The sequence below is a fragment of the Streptomyces sp. NPDC005492 genome (genome assembly GCF_040605995.1).
Lineage (GTDB): Bacteria > Actinomycetota > Actinomycetes > Streptomycetales > Streptomycetaceae > Streptomyces.
This window is the reverse complement of record NZ_JBEXDX010000004.1, coordinates 89,772-108,365: the sequence shown is the minus strand read 5'-3', so window position 1 is coordinate 108,365 and position 18,594 is coordinate 89,772. Positions and strand designations below refer to the sequence as shown.

Genomic DNA, 18,594 nt, shown 5'->3' with positions numbered 1-18,594 from the left:
CCCGGGTCTCCTTCAGCCAGCGCACCGTGTCCGACACCTACGGAGCAAGGCTCGGCGTGCTGCGCAGGGACGACCCGCACGGGGACATCCGGTGGTTCGACATCGACCCCTGCTATGTCTTCCACACCCTCAACTCCCATGAGGAGAACGACGGTCAGCGCCTCGTCCTGCTCGGCATGCGCTATCCGTCCCTGCGGGACGGCGTCACCGTGGCGACCGCCGCGCACCTGTGGCGGTGGACGATCGACCTCACCACCGGCGCGATCAGCGAGGAGCAACTGGACGACCACCCCGGGGAGTTCCCGCGTATCGACGACCGACTCGCGGGCCTGCCCGCCGACTTCGGCCACGCCACCGCGGCACCCGTTCCGGAACTCCCGCAGTACGACCCGAACGAGTCTCGTGCCGCGATCCACCGGTACGACCTCCGCAAGTGCGAGCGTCGCCAGCCACTACTTCGCCCCGGACGCTTCCCGGGCGAGGCGGCCTTCGCCCCCGCCGACGACCGGCCCGGCGGCCCTGGCTGGCTCATGACGTACGTCTACGACGCCTCGACCGACCGCAGCGACCTGGTCATCCTCGACGCCGACAACCTCACCCGCGAACCGGTGGCCACCATCCACCTGCCGCGCCGTGTACCCGCCGGATTCCACGGCAGTTGGCTGGCGGACGCCTGACACACCGCACCCTGCGGATCGGAGGCGGTGGGCAGCGGACGACCACGGCGCCAGGACCCCTACCCACGGGTCCTGGCGCCGCGCTGTCCGCTCCTGCGTCCCGGGCTGCCCGAAGTGCCGCCCAACGCGCCGACGTAGTAGGTCAGTTGATCTTGTAGCTGTCCCCGTAGACCTTCCAGGACAGCGGCGTGTTGAGGTCGAGGTTGCCGTTGCGGAGGAACACGCGCTGCTCGGTGTCGACGCGGCTGGTGTCGCTGTGGGCCTCCTCCTGCTGCATGGCCCAGACGCGCGCGTCGAGGAAGGCGTTGAGGTACGTCGTCTCGTTGCCGCCCTGGGCCGGCGGCTTGGCCGAACGCAGGGCGCGGGCTCGGATGTTGCGGAAGCTGGTGGGGTCGTCGCCGTCGCCGTGCATGACGATGGCGTCGTAGTAGGTGAACTGGCCCAGGACGCGCAGCCCGTCCGTCTTGCCCTGGCTGACGGCGGGGTTGAAGTACACGCGGTCGCGTTCGTCGTTCTGCGCCTGCTGGAACACCGTGTCCTGAGCAGCCGTGCGCCAGTCCTTGGGGAAGTCCGGGTCGAGTCCGGAGTGCGAGTCGGTGCCGTTCACCGAGCGGAGCGCGGGCAGGTACTTGGCGAGGACGTTGCCGGGTTTGCGGGTCGCGTAGAGCTGGACGAGGTCGAGCATGTCGCCCGTGCCGGAGCAGAAGCCGATGATGCCGGCGGTGTAGCCGCGGCCGTCGCCTATGTCCTCTATGTACTTGTACTGGGCCTTCCAGTCGAGCGAGGAGTTCTCCGCGCTCGACACCAGCTTCATGGCGATCTCCTTCTTCGCCGGGTCGTCGAGGCCGATCGCCGCGGCCGTGGTGGCTGCCGAGGCGTGCGGAGTGCGCAGCAGGGGTGCTGCCGCGATCGATACGCCGATGAGCGCCAGGAGCGTACGACGAGAGGGGTTCGTCGGCTCGGGGGTCGCGGGGTCGTGGAACGGGTGGACCACGGGGACTCCAAATGATGGTGGGGGGTGGGGAGTTGGTCGTACCGTCGAACTGATAGGAAAGTTAACTATCAGAAGTTCGACGCAGAAGGCACCCACCGGGAGTCAAGTTCGTAGCTATGAACGAGAGTTGTATGCCTGTGCGAGGGCGGTGCTTAACGGTTTGCCCGCTCTTGACGGGCCTCGTCCCCTAGGCTCCGGCCATGAAGGTTCGTCACAAGGTGCGGGTCGTTCTGCTCGACCACGGTCATCTGGTGTTCCTCAGAAGGGGCTGGCCGGGCGGGTGACACCTACTGCACGACCGTCGGCGGGAGCGTCGAGCCCGACGATGCGGACCTCGAAGCGGCGCTGCGGCGCGAGGTGTTGGAGGAGATCGGTGCGACGATCGGTCCCGTCGCCGAGTTCCTGACCCTGACCGAACCGCGCGGGACGACCACCGTCGTGCAGCACTACTTCCTCGCCGACCTGCTGGAGATGGACCTCGCCCGTCGCCACGGTCCCGAACTCGACGACCCCGACACGGGCGCTTTCGAGCCGATCCGCGTCGAGGCGAGCCGTCCGGCCGTGGCGGCCCTGAACCTCCAGCCGGCCGAGCTGGCGGACTATGTGCTCGGGCATGTCGAGGCTTGGCGCACCTGAGCGGCATTACGGGGTCAGGAGCACCTTGCTGGTCGCGCAGCGTGTCGTGGTGGCGCCGGTGTGCCGTGTCGATCGCGTGGACGCCCGTGGGCCGGCGAGTTGGACCAGGACCGTGCGGACGCCGCCGTTGGCGCCGGGCGCCAGGATTGTCGGACCGCTGCGGAGGCGGGCCGTATGGTGCAGCATCTGCCAGGCGGTGATGCCGTTGATCAAGACGGTTTCCGCCTCGGCGCGCCGATCCCGACGGGCACTGGCGCCATGTCGGCCGCGTCGACGAGTGCATGGTCGACCCAGCCGCCGACCTTGACCGGTGCGGCGGCTCGGGTGCTGACCAAGCCGGGATCGACGCCGGCGCCGGTACTCAGGACGGCGCCGGGGCTGCCCTGGTCGCCTCCATCCGGACCACCACCTGGCCGGGGCCCGCGACGGGCACGGCTCCGTGCTGGTGGTAGCGCTCGCTCGAACCGGTCGTCGAGAGTGGCCGTGATAGCTTCTAACTGAAACTTGAGTGTGTAGTCACGTGGGTGCGAAAGGAAGCCGGGCATGACGGAGACGGGCACGAAGACCCCACGCGAGCGCTACCGCGACCAGGTGCGCACGGAGATCAAGGAACACGCGCGTGAGCAGATCGCGACGGCCGGCGCCTCCGCGCTCTCCCTGAACGCCATCGCCAAGCGGATGGGCATGAGCGGCCCCGCGCTCTACCGCTACTTCGCCAGTCGCGACGACCTGATCACCGAGCTGATCAGGGACGCCTACCGAAGTCTCGCCGACGCCTTCCGCGCGGCCGCCGACTCCGGCGCCGACCTGTTCGGCCTGGCCCACACCCTGCGCGGCTGGGCCCTCGACGACCCCCAGCGGTACTTCCTCATCTACGGCACACCCGTCCCCGGCTACCACGCGCCGGACGACATCACCCATATCGCGTCCGAGATCATGGCGGCCCTGCTGGACGCCTGTGCCGCGCTGCCGGCGGAGGGCCCGGCGGCACCGTTCGAGGCACACCTCGAAGCCCACCGCCACTGGGCGGGCGACCACCCCGCCCCGCCCGCGGCCCTCCACCGCGCGCTGCTGTGCTGGACCCGCCTGCACGGCGTCCTGTCACTGGAACTCGCGGGACACTTCACCGGCATGGGCTTCGACCCCGCTGTGCTGTTCGAGTCCGAACTGGCGGCCTTGGCGGCAAAGTTGTAGCGGTTTACGTCGTCGGTCCACCGGACCGGGGCCCCGCAACTCCGTCAGGCAGCGGATGGCGCCGCGGCCCGGCCCTTCGCGAGCGTCGACGTCGTCACCCGCGTGGCCGGGGTGAGTTCGGCGCGGCCGAACAACAGGGCGTAGCCGGACGGGAGTTGGTGGATGATGCGGGTGATCAGGTCGGGGCCGGCGTAGGAGGCGACGGCGGAGAAGACGGAGCCGGTGTCCCAGCGGGTGGTGGCCAGGGAGGCGCCGGTGCGGGCGGCGAGGTCCTTGACGAAGGCCCAGCCGGTCAGTGGAAGCGCGTCGGGGATCTGCGCGGTCAGCACCCGCGCGGCTTCCACGGGCAGGCAGCGCGCCAGGTCGACGCGTTCGTCACCGGTCACCTGACGCCCCAGTCCGGCGAGGACCAGGCGGACGGCTTCCTCGGCCTTCTCACGGGTGGGATAGGCGCCGTCGTAGCGGACCTTCTCCAGCATCTGTTCGTAGGCCGTCCCGTAGGGCTGCTGGGGCGCTACATGCCGGGCGGAGATCACTGGGGTGGTTGCCTTTCTTGCTGGGGCCGGTGTCCGGGCACCGGGGTGCGGGATGGTCAGGTGGGCTGAGGGCGGCCGAAGAGCAGGTCGTAGCCGGCGGGGAGTTGGAGCAGGATCTGACCCAGCAGATCCTCGCCGACGGCGTCGGCGACGGTGGACAGCACGGCGCTCACGTCCCAGGCCGCGGTCTGCTCGCTGGCGCCCTCGATCCATGCGGCGGTCGCGCGGACGAACCGCTCCGCGGACAGCGGCTCGGCGCTGTGCAGCGGATTGAGCAGGATCAGGGCGAAGCCCTCCGGCAGGCGCGCCGCCAACTGGGCACGGACGTCGCCGACCAGGTGCGCGCCGAGCAGGGCGAGCACCACACGGGCCGCGCGCTCGGCTTCCTCCAAAGTGGCGTACTCGCCGCGTTCGGACACGTGGTCGAGGAACGCTTCGCGTCGCAGGGTCATCTCGGCCGCCCTCTTCTTCTTCGGACTGCACAGGGGATGCGGAGGGCGGAATGAGGGGGAGATCAGGTGTCCGCCCTCCGCATCGGTCCGGCTGGTGTCAGTCGGAGATCTCCTTGCGGCCGGATCCGACGCCGATGGAGATCTTGCGCGGCTTGGCGCGCTCGGCGATCGGGATGCGCAGGGTGAGCACGCCCGCGCTGTAGTCGGCCTGGATGTGCTCGGTGTCGAGGGTGTCGGCGAGCACGATCTGGCGGGAGAAGGCACCCAGAGGCCGCTCGGACAGCTCCATCTGTACGTCGTCGGCCTTCGTCACCGGCCGTCGCTCGGCCCTGACGGTCAGCATGTTCCGCTCGACGTCGATATCGATGGCGTCCGAGGTGACGCCGGGGAGGTCGAAGGCCACCACGTACTCGTCGCCCTCGCGGTAGGCGTCCATCGGCATCGCCGACGGCCGTGACCAGGTGCCAGGGCCCATGAGCTGCTGTGCCAGCCGGTCCAGCTCACGGAAGGGGTCAGTGCGCATCAACATCGTGAAACACCTCCAGCAGGTTCGGGCAGTTGCTGCCAATGCGCCTCGCTGACACCGTTGTAACATGTCATCGAGTGGATGACAAACATGATGTCGTCCACGTGATGACGACCAGAGGGAGATGCCCGTGACCGCAGGTGACCGGCCGTCCACGGCCAGCCCGAACGCCCACAGCCCGACGTCCTTCCTCGCTGCCGCGGCAGCGCTCCACGCCATAGACGACGCCCTGCGCGACGCCCGGAGAGAGTCCCCGGACACGTCCAACGGCCTCGGTCCGGGGCCGGAGCAGGTGCTGGCCTCCCTGATGCTGCTGAGGCAGGTGCGCGAGCAGCTCGCCGGATGGGAGACCGGACTGATCGAGACCGCCCGCGACGCGGGTGCCAGCTGGGCGGATCTCGCCGACCCCCTGGGCGTCGCCAGCCGCCAGGCCGCCGAACGCCGCTACCTGCGCGGCCGTCCCGGCCCGGCCGGATCCACCGGCGAGGAACGTGTCCAGGCCACCCGCGAACGCCGCGCCGCCCGGCGCACCACCGCCTCCTGGGCTCGCGCCAACGCGGCCGACCTGCGCCGACTCGCCGGCCAGATCACCGCCCTCACCGACCTGCCCAAAGCGGCCCGCGGCCCGCTCGGCGAGCTTCACACGGCCCTTGCCCAGGACGACCCCGCCGAGCTCATTCGCCCCCTCAATGCCGCACGCCCCCACCTGGCCACCGCCCACCCCGGCCTTGCGGCCCAACTCGACATGCTCACACCACCCTGAGGCCGAGTCCTCTCCGAGCCCCCTCGACCGTGCCCGTGCGCCCGAAGGAGTGCCGTCCCCGGGCCGGGCGAGTGTTTCGCGTGATCCGGGTACTCGCGTGCGGAATCGGAGGCAAGGGATGGGCTGAGCCGGGCAGCGCAGTCGGTACAGAAGGAGGCGGTCCGTGGGCCGGAAATCTGGCAGGGAGCCCGTCGAAGACCCTCCCGGGCGCCCGCCCGGAGAACGTCTCGCGGACGCCGTCGACGCGCGGCTGCCGTCGTACGACGGCGCGGGGAAACTTCTCCGCAAGGCGTTCCCCGACCACTGGTCCTTCCTCCTGGGGGAGTTGGCGCTGTACAGCCTGATCGTCCTGGTGCTCACCGGCGTGTGGCTGACCCTGTTCTTCACGCCCGACATGCATGAGGTGGTGTACGCCGGAAGCTACGGCCCGTTGCGCGGCGTCCGTATGTCGGAGGCGTTCGACTCCACCCTCCGGATCAGCTTCGACGTCCGCGGCGGACTGCTGATCCGGCAACTGCACCACTGGGCGGCGCTCGTCTTCATCGGCGCGATCGGACTGCACCTGCTGCGGATCTTCTTCACCGGGGCCTTCCGCCGACCGCGCGAGGCGAACTGGGTCATCGGCGTCACGCTGTTCGTGCTCGCCCTGGCCGAGGGCTTCGCCGGCTACTCGCTCCCCGACGACCTGCTCTCCGGCACGGGGCTGCGGATCGCCCAGGGCATCATGGCGTCCATCCCGGTCGTCGGCACCTACGTGAGCATGTTCGTGTTCGGCGGCCAGTTCCCCGGCCACGAGATCGTTCCCAGGCTGTACGGCATGCACATCCTGCTGCTGCCCGGCCTCCTGATCGGGCTCGTCACCGTGCATCTGATCCTCGTGTTCTATCTGAAGCACACCCAGTGGCGCGGCCCGGGCAGGACGAACGGCAACGTCGTCGGCAAACCCCTCTACCCCCAGTTCACGGCGACCTCGGGCGGCCTGTCGCTCATGGTCTTCGGCATACTGGCCGTGCTCGCCGCCGTCGCCCAGATCAACCCGGTGTGGACGTACGGCCCCTACCGCCCCGACCAGGTGTCGACCGGCTCCCAACCCGACTGGTACGTGGGTTTCCTGGAGGGCGCGCTGCGGCTGGTGCCGCCCTGGGAGACGAACATCGCCGGACACACCATCATGTGGAACGTGCTGCTCCCGGCCGTCGTCCTGCCCGGCCTGTTCTTCCTCGCCCTGTACGCCTACCCGTTCGTCGAACAGCGGCTGACGGGGGAGCGCGACCAGGAACACCACCTCTGCGACCGCCCGCGCGAACGGCCCGTCCGCACCGGCCTCGGCGTCGCCGGGATCGTCTTCTACGGCGTGCTGCTGATGGCCGGCGGCAACGACGTCGTGGCGCAGACGTTCCGGATCTCCCTGAACGCGCTGACCTGGGTACTGCGGATCGCCTTGGTCGTGGCGCCCGTGATCGCGTTCTTCGTCACCCGGACCCTGTGCCGTGCCCTCTTGGAGGCAGAACGGGAGCGCCTGACGAAGGGCGACGAATCAGGCGACGTACGGCAGTCCGTGAACGGCGGATACGAGAGCGACCATCTGCCCGTCGAGAAGTTCCGGCCGGGTGCGCCCAGGACACCCGCCGCCGTCAGTCCTCCTGGCCCACGCCCCGGTTCGCGTACTGGAACACCATCCCGAGAACTCCCCGAGCCAGAACACCGAAGCCGATGAGCAGCAGCCACAGCCCGTAGACCACGCCCGTGCACACGACCGCGAAGCCAAGAGCCGTGATCAGCGGCCAGGGGCTCTGCGCCGGGAAGAACTCCAACGGGCCCGCACCGTCGGCCACTTCGGCGTCGGTGCGGTCCTGGGGGCGCCGCCCCTTGCGGCGGTACTGGACCGCGCAGAAGAACGAGACGAGCGCTGCCATCAGGAAGGCGACCGCCAGCGCCGCCGTCCCGGCCGGGTCCCTTGACCACCAGCCGTAGAGGGCGGCGGCACCGGCGAAGAACACCGCCACACCGCCGAAGAGCAGGGCCTCCACCTTCATCGCGGTCCCTCCGCCTTGGTCAGTTCGATGATCTCGGGGTGGTGCAGGTCGAAGGCCGGAGATTCGGACCGCACCCGGGGGAGGGCCACGAAGTTGTGGCGGGGCGGCGGACAGGACGTCGCCCATTCCAGCGCGCGCCCGTAGCCCCACGGGTCGTCCTCCTCCACGCGACGTCCGTGCTTCGCCGTGTGCCAGACGTTGTACAGGAAGGGCAGGGTGGAGATCCCGAGCAGGAACGCCCCGACGGACGAAAGGGTGTTGAGGGCCGTGAATCCGTCGGCGGGCAGGTAGTCCGCGTACCGGCGCGGCATTCCCGCCTCTCCGAGCCAGTGCTGCACCAGGAACGTCAGGTGGAAGGCGGGGAACAGCAGCCAGAAGTGCAGCTTGCCGAGCCGCTCGTCCAGCATCTTCCCGGTGAACTTGGGCCACCAGAAGTAGAAGCCGCCGAACATCGCGAAGACGACGGTGCCGAACAGGACGTAGTGCAGATGCGCCACGATGAAATACGAGTCCGTGAGATGGAGGTCGAGCGGCGGCGACGCGATCAGGACGCCGCTGAGGCCGCCGAGCAGGAACGACACCAGGAACCCAGCTGACCACAGCATCGGGGTCTCGAACGACAGGGATCCCTTGCGCATGGTGCCGATCCACGCGAAGAACTTGATGCCGGTGGGGACCGCGATCAGGAACGACATGAGGGAGAAGAACGGCAGCAGCACCGCCCCGGTGGCGAACATGTGGTGCGCCCACACGACCGACGACAGCATCGTGATGGCGATGGTCGCGCCGATCAGCGGCAGATACCCGAAGAGCGGTTTACGGGAGAACACCGGCAGGATCTCCGAGATGATCCCGAAGAACGGCAACGCCACGATGTAGACCTCTGGATGCCCGAAGAACCAGAACAGGTGCTGCCACAGCAGGGCGCCGCCGTCCGCCGCGTCGAAGACGTGCGCCCCGAACTTCCGGTCCGTCTCCAGGGCGAGCAGGGCCGCCGTCAGGACGGGAAAGGCGGGGAGCACCAGGATCGAGGTGAACAGGATGTTCCAGGTGAAGATCGGCATCCGGAACATCGTCATTCCGGGCGCGCGCAGACACAGGATGGTGGTGATGAAGTTGACCGCGCCGAGGGTCGTCGAGACGCCCGTCACCACCAGCCCCATCACCCACAGGTCACCGCCCGCGCCGGGGGAGTGGTAGGAGCTGTTCAGCGGCGCGTAGGCGAACCAGCCGAAGGCCGCGGCGCCGCCGGGCACCAGGAACCCCGACACGACCATCAGGCCGCCGAACAGGTACATCCAGTAGGACAGCGCGTTGAGGCGAGGAAAGGCGACGTCGGGAGCGCCGATCTGCAACGGCATCACGGCGTTCGCGAACCCCGCGAACATGGGGGTGGCGAACAGCAGCATCATGATCGTGCCGTGCACCGTGAAGAGCTGGTTGTAGGTGTGCTCGTTCATGAACTGCAGCCCGGGACGGGCGAGTTCGGCACGCATCCCCAGCGCCAGCAGTCCGGCGAACAGGAAGAAGCAGAAGGCCGTGACCATGTAGAGCTTGCCGATCACCTTGTGATCGGTCGTGGAGGCCCAGCGCAGCAGCGCACGTCCCAGCGAGGGTGTGCCCACCTCGTCCTGCCGTGTGTCGTCGCGTCGTTCCGACAGTTCGGTCATGCTCCTCCTCCGGCGAAAGAACCCCGGGCGAGTTCCCCGGCGGCCCCCTGGGAAACGGGCGATGTCACGACGGCCGAAGGGGGCTCCGGGCCGCGACGGTACCGCCGGGACCGGCGAGATCCGTCCGTGCCACGAGGGCGCGGGGGACGACAGCGACGTTCGGAGCAACGATCACGACAGGAGGACGGTTTTTTATCGCCGCGCCGACCGGGTACCCGGTGCCCATGACGACACAGAGCGGACTTCAGAACGCACTCCAGTACCTCGCCGCGTCCGACGCCGCGAGGGGGGCGCTCGGCGCTTTTGTCGGCGGTCTCGTTGTCGTGGGTCTGCTGACGTGGGCGGTCTGGCTGGGTATGAAGGTGCGGCGGCGGGAGCCGCGGCCGCCCCGACCGGACGAACACCCCAAGCTGCCGGAGTCCGGACCCGTACGGGAAGTGCGTGAGGTGCGGGAGCCGGACGAGGTCCCCCAGGCCGCCGACGAGAGCGAGCGGCTCAGGCCGAGCAACCTTCACGCCTCAGGGAGCCGACGCGGCGAGAGCCAGGACGTTCCCAAGTGGGAGCCCGGTTCCAGCGGTTCCTTCGGGAGCGGTGGGTCCGGCAGGAAGTAACCAGGTGAGCGGATGAGCCGACCCGGGGACGCGCACCGGCACGATGCCTCGGGTCCGGGCGCGTACGACGCGACCCCTTATCTGCCGGAGCGCGGCGGGCTGCCCGCGCACCGGCAGGCGGCGGCCGAGTGCCGGGGCTGCCCCCTCTTCGAGAAGGCCACCCGGGCGGTCTTCGGCAAGGGCACGTCCACAGCGCGGATCGTGCTCGTCGGGGAGCAGCCCGGGGACCAGGAGGACAGGCGGGGCGAGCCCTTCGTGGGACCGGCCGGCCAACTGTTGGACAAGGCCCTGGCAGAGGCCGGGATCGACCGGGACAGTACGTATGTCACCAACGCGGTGAAGCACTTCAAGTTCACCCTCGCCGAAAGCGGCAAACGCCGTATCCACAAGCCGCCGGACCTGCGCGAGCTGACCGCCTGCCGGCCCTGGCTCCGGGCCGAGCTGCGCCTGATCCGGCCGGAGGTGGTCGTGGCCCTCGGCGCGACGGCCGCGAAGGCGCTGCTCGGACGCTCGTTCCGCGTGACCAAGGACCGCGGAACCCTGATTCCGCTACCGGACGAGGACGGAGGCGGCGAGGTGGCGGAGCGCTGGGCGATGGCGACGATTCATCCGTCGGCCGTGCTGAGGTCCGACGACAGGGAAGCCGCCTACGCGGGGCTGGTGGCGGACCTGGAAGTCGCCGCGAGGGCCTTGCGGAGGGACGACAGCTGATCGCGCCGAGCGGCCGGCTGTCTGTCAGTGGCCGGTGGCGTCGGAGAAGTGCACGTCGTCGGCGGTGGTGATGTGTGCGGCCATGTTGCGTTCCATCATCCGCAGGGCGGCTTCGGCCAGGTCCTGGTGGATGTGGGCGACGGCGTCGCGGGGCACGGTCACTTTCAGGTGCCGGATGTGGGCGTCGAGCGCGGAGTAGAGCACGCACTGCTCGGTGACCTGTCCGCAGAGCACCACCTGGTCGACGTCTTCCTGGCCGAGGAGATAGCTGAGCGGGGTCTCGTAGAAGGCGGAGTGTCGTGCCTTGACGACGAACAGCGAGCTGTCGTCGGGGGCGACGGCCCGCACCAGGTCCGCGTGCGGGCCGCGCAGCGCGGCCTCCAGGAGTTCGCCGTGGTGGGAGCGCCACTGGCCGAAGTTGTCGTTGACGTAGATGACAGGGACGCCGGACCGGCGCGCGCGTTCCAGCAGCCTGGTTACTCCGGGCAGGCATGCCTTCACGGAGGGCAGCAGCAGGTCGGCGTCGTCGTGGTCGTACGTGTTGATCATGTCGATGACGATCAGCGCGGTCTCTGCCATGCCTACCACCAAGGGAAAAGGGGAGCCCCGAGCAGCCGCGGTTTCCGTTTTCGAGAAGGTTCAGGCCGTCAGGGTCCGGTCGTTCCGAGTCGGGCCTGCCCCATGTCGGCGGGCCGCCGCGTCCGCCTGCTCCTCGGCGAGCAGCCGGTCCGCCGTGGTGAGGGCTTCCCTGATCTCGCCGGTCCCGGTGACCGCGCACAGCGTGTTCGCGATGTCCTTGAGGGTGTTCCGCCTTGCCGCTGTGTCGTGTTCGAGCATCCGCACGCACGCTTCGGCGTAGCGAGCCAGCAGCACGCGCAGGATCCGGGGAGGGGGAGTGACCATGCGAAGCGGCTCCTTGTTCTGAAGTGACTCGCTCCCCGGGTGTCCCGCCAGGCACGTTTCATGCGTGGTCGTGGTTACCCGCGCGCCTACGGACCATGGGTCATTCGCCCCGCTCTTTCAGGGGTGGCGTCGCTCCGCGGCGGTGCGGTGGCGTTCGTTGTAGGCCCGTGCCGACCGGTCGTTGAGCGCGCTGCCCACCGAGCGCAGGCGTTCGCCGAGGGTGCGTGGGGCGACCGGTTCGACGTCGATACCCGGCCGCAGCTCAGGCTCGTCCTCCGCGCTCGGCAGCAGTGCGGTCGCCACGTGGCTGAGCCGTGAGGTGAGTACCGGGGCGAGGCCGTGGGCCTTGTCGGCCGCGCGAGCGGCAGGGGTGAGCACGAGACGGAGGCGGCGGCGCTGCACGGCGGTGACGATCCGATCGGCCGCGCGGCGCGCGTCCATCGATATCAACGGTGTGCCCGAGAGAGCGGAGAACCAGGCGAATTCGCGCGGCCGGTCACCGCCGAACAGGGCGTGCAGATGCGAGCCGGTGCGCATGAGGCCCGGATGTACGGCCGTCACGGACACACCGTCGCGTGCCGCCTCCGCGTACAGCCCTTCGGCCAAGGCCCCCACGGCGGCCTTGGCGCACGAGTACGGCAGCAGATGCGGTACGGCGAGCAGACCGCCCACCGAGCCGATCAGGGCCAGCCGTCCGCCGGCCCGGCTCTCGCGCAGGCGGGGGAGCGCTTCCAGACTGGTGTTCAGTGCGCCGTAGAAGATCGTGTTCATCGCGTCGTCGAATCCGGCCGCGCCGACGGTCTCGGCGGGTGCGACCTGGATGATGCCGGCGTTGGCGATGACCACGTCCACGCTTCCGAGGTCCGCGGCTGTCCCATGGAACAGGTCGGCGACGGACTGTTTGTCGCGCACGTCGGTCACGACGGTGCGAACCGAGCCCGTGGGATGGCGTTGCCGCAGCAGCTCGCCGGCCCGCTCGAGCTCGGCGGTGTCGCGCGCGGCGATGGTCACGCGGCAGCCGCGCCGCATCAGCTCGTCGGTGAGGAGGAGGCCCAGACCGCGTGAGCCGCCGGTGACCACGGCGGACAGGTCGTGCAGGGGCTCGGTCGAACGAGACGGCGGTGGTGTCGACATGGAATGTCTCCCTGTGCGACTGAGGACGGAATCCCCGGTACCGCTGAGTACCCCCCTCGCGGACCGGTAATCCGATGCCGGCCGGACTCCGTCTCCGAGCGTGCGCCCCGGCAGCCCACTTGACGGCGACCGATGGTTGAGGGTGCGCACAGCGGACACCCGGCCGTTCTCATCACTGGTCGAAGGACAAGCGAGGAGGCGGACAGTATGCGCGCTCTGACCTGGCAGGGTCGACGGGACGTCCGGGTGGAGACGGTCCCCGATCCCGTGATCGAGCAGCCCGACGACGTGATCGTGCGCATCACGTCCACCGGTATCTGCGGTTCCGATCTGCACCTGTACGAAGTCCTCGGGCCGTTCCTGGACCCGGGCGACATCCTGGGACACGAACCCATGGGTGTCGTCGAGGAGGCCGGCCCCGAGGTGCACGCCGTCGCGCGCGGGGACCGGGTCGTCATCCCGTTCAACGTCTGCTGCGGCACCTGCTTCATGTGTGCCCAGGGCCTTCACTCGCAGTGCGAGACGACACAGGTGCGCGCCTACGGTTCCGGTGCCTCCCTCTTCGGCTACACCAAGCTGTACGGGCAGGTGCCGGGCGGGCAGGCCGAGTACCTGCGGGTGCCGTTCGGCAACAACCTGCCGATCAAGGTGCCCGACGGGCCGGCCGACGACCGTTTCGTCTACCTCTCCGACGTGCTGCCGACCGCCTGGCAGGCCGTCGAGTACGCGGCGGTGCCACCCGGTGGAACGCTCACCGTGCTCGGGCTCGGCCCGATCGGCGACATGGCCGCGCGTATCGCCCGGCACCGGGACGCCGGCCTCGTCATCGGCGTCGACCTCGTGGACGAACGACTCGACCGCGCCTCCGCGCACGGTGTGACCTGCCTGGACCTGCGCCGGCACGAGAAGGACCTCGGGGACGCGGTGCGTGAACTGACCGGTGGGCGCGGCACCGACGCGGTGATCGACGCGGTCGGCATGGAGGCGCACGGGAACCCGGTGACCAAGGCCGCTCAGTGGGCGACCGCGCTGCTGCCCGACGCCTTGGCCCAGCCGTTCATGGAGAAGGCGGGAGTGGACCGGCTCGGCGCGCTGTACGCGGCGATCGATCTCGTACGTCGTGGCGGGACCGTCTCGCTCTCCGGGGTGTACGGCGGTGCCATGGACCCGCTGCCGTTGCTGCGCATGTTCGACAAGCAGCTCCAGTTCCGGATGGGCCAGGCGAACGTATGGCGCTGGGTGCCGGAGATCCTGCCGCTGCTCATCGACGAGGACCCCCTCGGCGTGGACGGTTTCGCCACCCACCACCTGCCGCTTGAGGACGCGCCCCAGGCCTACGCGACCTTCCAGGCCAAGCGGGACGGCATGGTCAAAACCCTGCTGCGTCCCTGACCAGGCGCAGCCCGAACAGCACCACGCCCAGCACCGGCGCCAGCCGAACCTGTCGCAACAGCCCATCGGAGACGTAGGGGAGCGATGACCCGACCGGCTGGTCCTCGGGCCACGCCGGTGTGGCGGCACGGGAGCGGACGCCGCGTTGGGGACACTGCGGTCCGGCGCCGCGCAGGCGGCGGATTCCCCCTCTGGCTGGAGAAACGTGGTGCGACTTCCCCTGCTTCGGGCCGCCTTGGCGGCCTCGGTGCTCGTGGCGTCCGGAGCGGCCGCCGCCCCGGTCCGGGCCGACGGCAAGCCCCGGCCCCGGGCCGTCGACGACCTCGCGCGATACGTCAACCCGTTCGTCGGCACCGCCCCCGGCGGGACCGACTTCGGGCACGGCGGCGGCGCCGGCAACACGTTCCCAGGGGCCTCGGCACCGCTCGGCGGGGTGCAGTGGAGCCCCGACACGGTGACCTACCAGCACGGCGGCTACTCCTACGGCGACAACCGCATCCGCGGCTTCAGCCTCGCGCACATCTCCGGAGCCGGCTGCGCCGCCTACGGCAACGTGCCCTTCATGCCCACCCAGGACGCCGCACCGCCGGCGTACGCCACCTTCTCGCACGCCAACGAGCAGGCGGCGCCCGGCAGTTACCACGTCACCTTCGAGAACGGCATCGGCACCGATCTGACCACCACCCAGCGCTCGGGCATCGCCCGCTTCACCTATCCGGCGACCGACACCCGCCCCGCCGCCCTGAGCATCGACGCGGCCAAGGCGTTCACCGCGGCCACCGGATCGGTCGACATCGGCACCAACACCCTGTCCGGCTACAGCGACAGCGGCGCCTTCTGCAAGTCCAAGAACCGCTACCGGCTCTACTTCCACGCCACCTTCGACCAGCCCTTCGCCCAGGCCACCCACCCCGACGGCAGAGCCGGCGCGGCCATGGTCACCTTCGCCCCCGACGTGCGCACGGTGACCGCCCGGGTCGGCGTCTCCTTCGTCGACGTCGAGGGCGCGCGGCGCAACGCACTGACAGAGCAGAAGGCGCGGTCCTACGACGCCATCCAGCAGGCCGTACGCGCCGACTGGAACCGGTGGCTGAACCGCATCACCGTCGACGGCGGCACGGACGCCCAGCGCCGCGTCTTCTACACCGCCCTCTACCACGCCCTCCTGCACCCCAGCGTCTTCAGCGACACCGACGGCCGCTACATCGGAATGAACGGCACCGTCCACCAAACCCGGGCCGGGCATGTGCAGTACGCGAACTTCTCCGGCTGGGACGTCTACCGCTGCCAGGTCCAGCTCCTGGCCCTGCTCGCACCGCGCGAGGCCTCCGACATCGCGCAGTCCGTCCTCAACCAGGGCCTCCAGGCAGGCTACTTCGACCGCTGGACCCTCGCGAACGGCGGCAGCGGCGTCATGGTCGGCGACCCGCTCCCCGCCATCGCCTCCGCCGTGCACGCCTTCGGCGCCACCGACTTCGACGCGACCGCACTGCTGCGCACGGCCCTCGCCGGCCGACACGACGACCGCCAGCGCCCCGGACACCTGCAGTACGACACCCTCGGCTACGTCCCCGCCGGCACCAAGGGCGTCTGGGGCTCGGTCTCCACCACCCTCGAATACGCCGTCGCCGACTACGCGCTGGCCCAACTCGCGCACCGACTGGGTGACTCGACCGCCTACGACACCCTGCTGCGCGCCTCCGGGAACTGGCGCAACCTCTTCAACCCCGCCACCGGCTACCTCCAGCCCCGCGCCGCCGACGGGACCTGGCCGGCCTTCACCCCGGCCCAGAAGACGGAGTACGTGGAGGGCAACGCCGCCCAGTACACGTGGATGGTTCCGCAGGACCTGCCCGGCCTGTTCGCCGCGATGGGCGGCGACGCGGCCGTCACCGCCCGCCTCGACACCTTCTTCACCAGCCTCAACGCCGGTGCCGGCGAGCCCTACGCCTACCTCGGCAACGAGCCCTCGTTCGCCACCCCTTGGGCCTACACCCACGTCGGCCACACCGACCGCGCCGGGGCCGTCGTGCAGCGCGCCCTGTCCACGCTGTTCAGCGACACCCCCGGCGGACTGGTCGGCAACGACGACCTCGGCGCCATGTCGTCCTGGGCGGTGTGGGCGAGCCTCGGCCTGTACCCCGAGGTCCCCGGCAGCGCCCGACTCACCCGCAGCGCACCGCTGTTCCCCACCGCCACCGTCCACCGGGGCGACGGCACCTCGCTCACGGTCGGCGCCGCGTCGCCCAAGCAGTCACTCCGGTAGCGGAGTTCGAACGGGACGGGCCGCGGGTCCGGGAGCGGCCGTCACCTCGGTCGGTGCGAGTGCGCCGTGCGGTCCGTCGCACTCCACCACCACCCGCACCGGCGCCTCGCACCCGGTGTGCCGGACGTCCAGGACCGGGCCCGCGGGATCGGCGGCATAGGCCTCGCCCCACTGCCGCAGGGCCATGAGGACCGGCCACAGATCACGGCCCTTGGCCGTCAACCGGTACTCGTGCCGAGTCCGGCTCCCCGCCTGCCGGTAGGGCACGGTCGTCAGGATGCCGGCCGCGACCAGCTTGCGGAGCCGGTCGGACAGCACCGCGTCCGAGAGCCCGATATGGCGCCGGAAGTCGTCGAAACGGCGGACCCGGATGAAGGCGTCCCGCAGGATCAGCAGGGTCCACTTCTCGCCGACGAGATCGAGCGTGCTCTGGACCGGACAGTTCTCCGTGCTCACATCGAGCCATTCCATGCCGCCACCATAGCCACCTGGCTCTGTCATTGACAGCCAGCCGTCACCGGATCTAGCTTTCATCGTGGAAGCCAGACTGGGAGGTAACGCCGTATGGGACGGTCACGCACTTACGAGTGGGAGGACCCGGGGGTCTCGGCGGCCGCCGTCGGACAGGCCACGGGTCTGGAGTTCCTGCGGGAGCTGATCGGCGGGCGGCTGCCCGCGCCGCCCATCGGCGCCACCCTGAACTTCACCCTCGACGAGGTGGAGCACGGACGCGCGGTGTTCTCCCTGATACCGGGGGAGGAGCACTACAACCCCATCGGCAGCGTGCACGGCGGGGTCTACGCGACCCTGCTCGACTCCGCCGCGGGCTGCGCGGTGCAGTCCACCCTGCCGCGGGGCATGGGGTACACCTCGCTCGACCTGACCGTGAAGTTCCTGCGCCCGATCACGGCCGACACCGGGCGGGTCCGCGCCGTAGGTACCGTCCTCAACGGCGGACGGCGCACCGCGCTCGCCCAGTCCGAGCTGTTCGACGAGAAGGACCGGCTGCTCGCGCACGCCACCAGCAGTTGCCTGCTGTTTCCCGTCCCGGGTGCGTGACCCGGGACGGCGAAAATCCGCCTGTCCCCCGCGCAGGCGGATCCGTACCGTCAACTCCCTTGATCCACAAGGTCGAAGGCGCTGACGGAACGCTGTGAATTCTGCCTGGCGCCATGGCCGTGGTGATATGGGGAGAAGTACGTAGGTAGGTGCGTACGTGGAAATGACACACGCGGGATCGTGAGGCGTATGACGGGCGGGGCGGCCGGGGCGTACGAACGCATGCTGGCGGTGGCGGTGGCCGCGCTGCACGAACGGGACCCCGAGCGGCTGTGGCCGATGGTCGCCGAGGCCCTGCCGGGCCTGATCGGGGGAGAGGCGCTGATCTACAAGCTCGGCGAATGGACCGACCGGACCGGCGCGATGGGGCTCTCGCCCGCCGCCGCGGCACACTTCGGACGGCTCGACGGCATCGATGGCATCGGGGCCATCGGGGACGAGGCGATGGCGGTGCTGCGCAGGGGGTACCCCTTCGCGGACCACTACGTCACGGCCGGTGCCGCCCGCCGACCCGGGACCGCCCGACGGATGGCCGGGAAGGGCTGGGCGGACAGTCGCACCGCGGGCACGATCAGCAGGTTGATGGACGCCGACCACGTCCTCGCGCTCCCGCTGCCGGGCACGGCCACCCCGGTCACCGGCTGCATGGTCTACCGCGCGGGCGGCGACTTCACCGAGGACCACGTCCGGATCGCCGAGCAGATGCAGCCCCTGCTGGCCGGCGTGGAACAGCAGCGGCAACTCCTCGAACGCTGGCGCGCGACCACGACACCACCCGAGGCGACGGCGGAGTCCGGGCTCACTCCCCGCCAGGTCACCGTCCTCCTCCTGCTCGCCGACGCCCTCACCGCCTCGGCCATCGCCCACCGCCTGGGCATCTCCGTCCGCACGGTGCACAAACACGTCGAGAGCCTGTACCGGAAGCTGGGCACCCGCGACCGCGTGAGCACGGTGCTGCGGGCGCAGGAGATCGGGCTGCTGCCACGGCGGACGGGACGCTGAGCCGCAGGGCCACTGCCCCGAACCCCGTCGAT

Annotated in this window: 20 protein-coding genes and 2 pseudogenes; 11 read left to right on the top strand and 11 right to left on the bottom strand. The window is 70.0% G+C overall.

All coding sequences use genetic code 11. The features are described from left to right. Positions 1-32: 32 nt before the first annotated feature. Positions 33-677: pseudogene (locus tag ABZT04_RS07570) on the top strand (carotenoid oxygenase family protein); the annotation flags it as partial. A 142-nt stretch (positions 678-819) separates the two neighbouring features. Here the strand turns inward: ABZT04_RS07570 and ABZT04_RS07565 are convergent. Continuing rightward, on the bottom strand, positions 820-1,671 hold the full coding sequence (locus ABZT04_RS07565) for a chitosanase (protein ID WP_356054067.1): 852 nt from the start codon (positions 1,669-1,671) through the stop codon (positions 820-822). A 246-nt stretch (positions 1,672-1,917) separates the two neighbouring features. On the opposite strand from ABZT04_RS07565, the gene ABZT04_RS07560 reads away from it, so the two are divergent. Continuing rightward, positions 1,918-2,307 (top strand): NUDIX domain-containing protein, encoded by a 390-nt coding sequence (locus ABZT04_RS07560; protein ID WP_356054575.1) that lies wholly within the window; start codon positions 1,918-1,920, stop codon positions 2,305-2,307. Positions 2,308-2,335: 28 nt separating this feature from the next. Here the strand turns inward: ABZT04_RS07560 and ABZT04_RS07555 are convergent. After that, positions 2,336-2,749, bottom strand: a pseudogene (locus ABZT04_RS07555) (NADPH:quinone reductase); the annotation flags it as partial. Positions 2,750-2,850: 101 nt separating this feature from the next. Here ABZT04_RS07555 and ABZT04_RS07550 point away from each other — a divergent pair. Beyond that, entirely contained in the window at positions 2,851-3,501 is a 651-nt protein-coding gene (locus ABZT04_RS07550; RefSeq protein WP_356054065.1) for a TetR/AcrR family transcriptional regulator, read from the top strand. A gap of 44 nt (positions 3,502-3,545) precedes the next feature. On the opposite strand, the gene ABZT04_RS07545 is transcribed toward ABZT04_RS07550, so the two are convergent. The 3 genes from ABZT04_RS07545 to ABZT04_RS07535 all read right to left on the bottom strand — a co-directional run bounded on the left by ABZT04_RS07545 (position 3,546) and on the right by ABZT04_RS07535 (position 5,018). After that, positions 3,546-4,037 (bottom strand): DUF2267 domain-containing protein, encoded by a 492-nt coding sequence (locus ABZT04_RS07545; protein ID WP_356054063.1) that lies wholly within the window; start codon positions 4,035-4,037, stop codon positions 3,546-3,548. 56 nt (positions 4,038-4,093) lie between these two features. Continuing rightward, complete coding sequence (locus ABZT04_RS07540; RefSeq protein WP_356054061.1) at positions 4,094-4,489, bottom strand: DUF2267 domain-containing protein; 396 nt, start codon at positions 4,487-4,489, stop codon at positions 4,094-4,096. A gap of 97 nt (positions 4,490-4,586) precedes the next feature. Next, complete coding sequence (locus ABZT04_RS07535) at positions 4,587-5,018, bottom strand: Hsp20/alpha crystallin family protein (RefSeq protein ID WP_356054059.1); 432 nt, start codon at positions 5,016-5,018, stop codon at positions 4,587-4,589. A gap of 127 nt (positions 5,019-5,145) precedes the next feature. On the opposite strand from ABZT04_RS07535, the gene ABZT04_RS07530 reads away from it, so the two are divergent. Beyond that, entirely contained in the window at positions 5,146-5,778 is a 633-nt protein-coding gene (locus tag ABZT04_RS07530; protein ID WP_356054057.1) for a type III effector protein, read from the top strand. Between the two features lie 250 nt (positions 5,779-6,028). Then, positions 6,029-7,495 carry a ubiquinol-cytochrome c reductase cytochrome b subunit gene (locus ABZT04_RS07525; protein WP_356054573.1) on the top strand — a complete coding sequence of 489 codons (1,467 nt, stop codon included), beginning with the start codon at positions 6,029-6,031 and terminating at the stop codon, positions 7,493-7,495. Here ABZT04_RS07525 and ABZT04_RS07520 read toward each other — a convergent pair. Together ABZT04_RS07520 and ctaD are read right to left on the bottom strand one after the other, a co-directional pair. After that, on the bottom strand, positions 7,413-7,814 hold the full coding sequence (locus tag ABZT04_RS07520) for a cytochrome c oxidase subunit 4 (RefSeq protein WP_356054055.1): 402 nt from the start codon (positions 7,812-7,814) through the stop codon (positions 7,413-7,415). The two genes, ABZT04_RS07525 and ABZT04_RS07520, sit on opposite strands and share 83 nt — an antisense overlap. Next, positions 7,811-9,484, bottom strand: a complete 1,674-nt coding sequence (ctaD, locus tag ABZT04_RS07515) for a cytochrome c oxidase subunit I (RefSeq protein ID WP_356054053.1) — start codon at positions 9,482-9,484, stop codon at positions 7,811-7,813. Before ctaD ends, ABZT04_RS07520 begins: the two co-directional genes overlap by 4 nt. 224 nt (positions 9,485-9,708) lie before the next feature. Between ctaD and ABZT04_RS07510 the strand changes: the two genes are divergently transcribed. Both ABZT04_RS07510 and ABZT04_RS07505 read left to right on the top strand, forming a co-directional pair. Further along, complete coding sequence (locus ABZT04_RS07510) at positions 9,709-10,095, top strand: DUF6479 family protein (protein WP_356054051.1); 387 nt, start codon at positions 9,709-9,711, stop codon at positions 10,093-10,095. Between the two features lie 12 nt (positions 10,096-10,107). Further along, the gene (locus tag ABZT04_RS07505) at positions 10,108-10,806 is read left to right on the top strand and encodes a UdgX family uracil-DNA binding protein (RefSeq protein ID WP_356054049.1); all 699 of its coding nucleotides are present in this window, start codon (positions 10,108-10,110) and stop codon (positions 10,804-10,806) included. A 24-nt stretch (positions 10,807-10,830) separates the two neighbouring features. Here the strand turns inward: ABZT04_RS07505 and ABZT04_RS07500 are convergent, their stop codons facing one another. The 3 genes from ABZT04_RS07500 to ABZT04_RS07490 all read right to left on the bottom strand — a co-directional run bounded on the left by ABZT04_RS07500 (position 10,831) and on the right by ABZT04_RS07490 (position 12,843). After that, positions 10,831-11,385, bottom strand: coding sequence for an isochorismatase family cysteine hydrolase (locus tag ABZT04_RS07500; protein ID WP_356054047.1), 555 nt, complete (start codon positions 11,383-11,385; stop codon positions 10,831-10,833). A 60-nt stretch (positions 11,386-11,445) separates the two neighbouring features. After that, entirely contained in the window at positions 11,446-11,709 is a 264-nt protein-coding gene (locus ABZT04_RS07495) for a DUF5133 domain-containing protein (RefSeq protein ID WP_356054045.1), read from the bottom strand. A 117-nt stretch (positions 11,710-11,826) separates the two neighbouring features. After that, positions 11,827-12,843, bottom strand: coding sequence for an SDR family NAD(P)-dependent oxidoreductase (locus tag ABZT04_RS07490; protein ID WP_356054043.1), 1,017 nt, complete (start codon positions 12,841-12,843; stop codon positions 11,827-11,829). Between the two features lie 207 nt (positions 12,844-13,050). Here ABZT04_RS07490 and ABZT04_RS07485 point away from each other — a divergent pair, with 207 nt between their 5' ends. Both ABZT04_RS07485 and ABZT04_RS07480 read left to right on the top strand, forming a co-directional pair. Next, entirely contained in the window at positions 13,051-14,235 is a 1,185-nt protein-coding gene (locus ABZT04_RS07485) for an alcohol dehydrogenase catalytic domain-containing protein (protein ID WP_356054041.1), read from the top strand. Between the two features lie 208 nt (positions 14,236-14,443). After that, positions 14,444-16,501, top strand: coding sequence for a GH92 family glycosyl hydrolase (locus ABZT04_RS07480; RefSeq protein WP_356054039.1), 2,058 nt, complete (start codon positions 14,444-14,446; stop codon positions 16,499-16,501). Here ABZT04_RS07480 and ABZT04_RS07475 read toward each other — a convergent pair. After that, positions 16,490-16,972: a helix-turn-helix domain-containing protein gene (locus tag ABZT04_RS07475; protein ID WP_356054037.1), complete on the bottom strand. Its 483-nt coding sequence runs from the start codon at positions 16,970-16,972 to the stop codon at positions 16,490-16,492. The genes ABZT04_RS07480 and ABZT04_RS07475 overlap by 12 nt on opposite strands. A 93-nt stretch (positions 16,973-17,065) precedes the next feature. Here ABZT04_RS07475 and ABZT04_RS07470 point away from each other — a divergent pair, with 93 nt between their 5' ends. Next, positions 17,066-17,560, top strand: a complete 495-nt coding sequence (locus ABZT04_RS07470; RefSeq protein WP_356054035.1) for a PaaI family thioesterase — start codon at positions 17,066-17,068, stop codon at positions 17,558-17,560. A 189-nt stretch (positions 17,561-17,749) separates the two neighbouring features. Beyond that, entirely contained in the window at positions 17,750-18,562 is an 813-nt protein-coding gene (locus ABZT04_RS07465) for a LuxR C-terminal-related transcriptional regulator (RefSeq protein ID WP_356054033.1), read from the top strand. Positions 18,563-18,594: the final 32 nt, after the last annotated feature.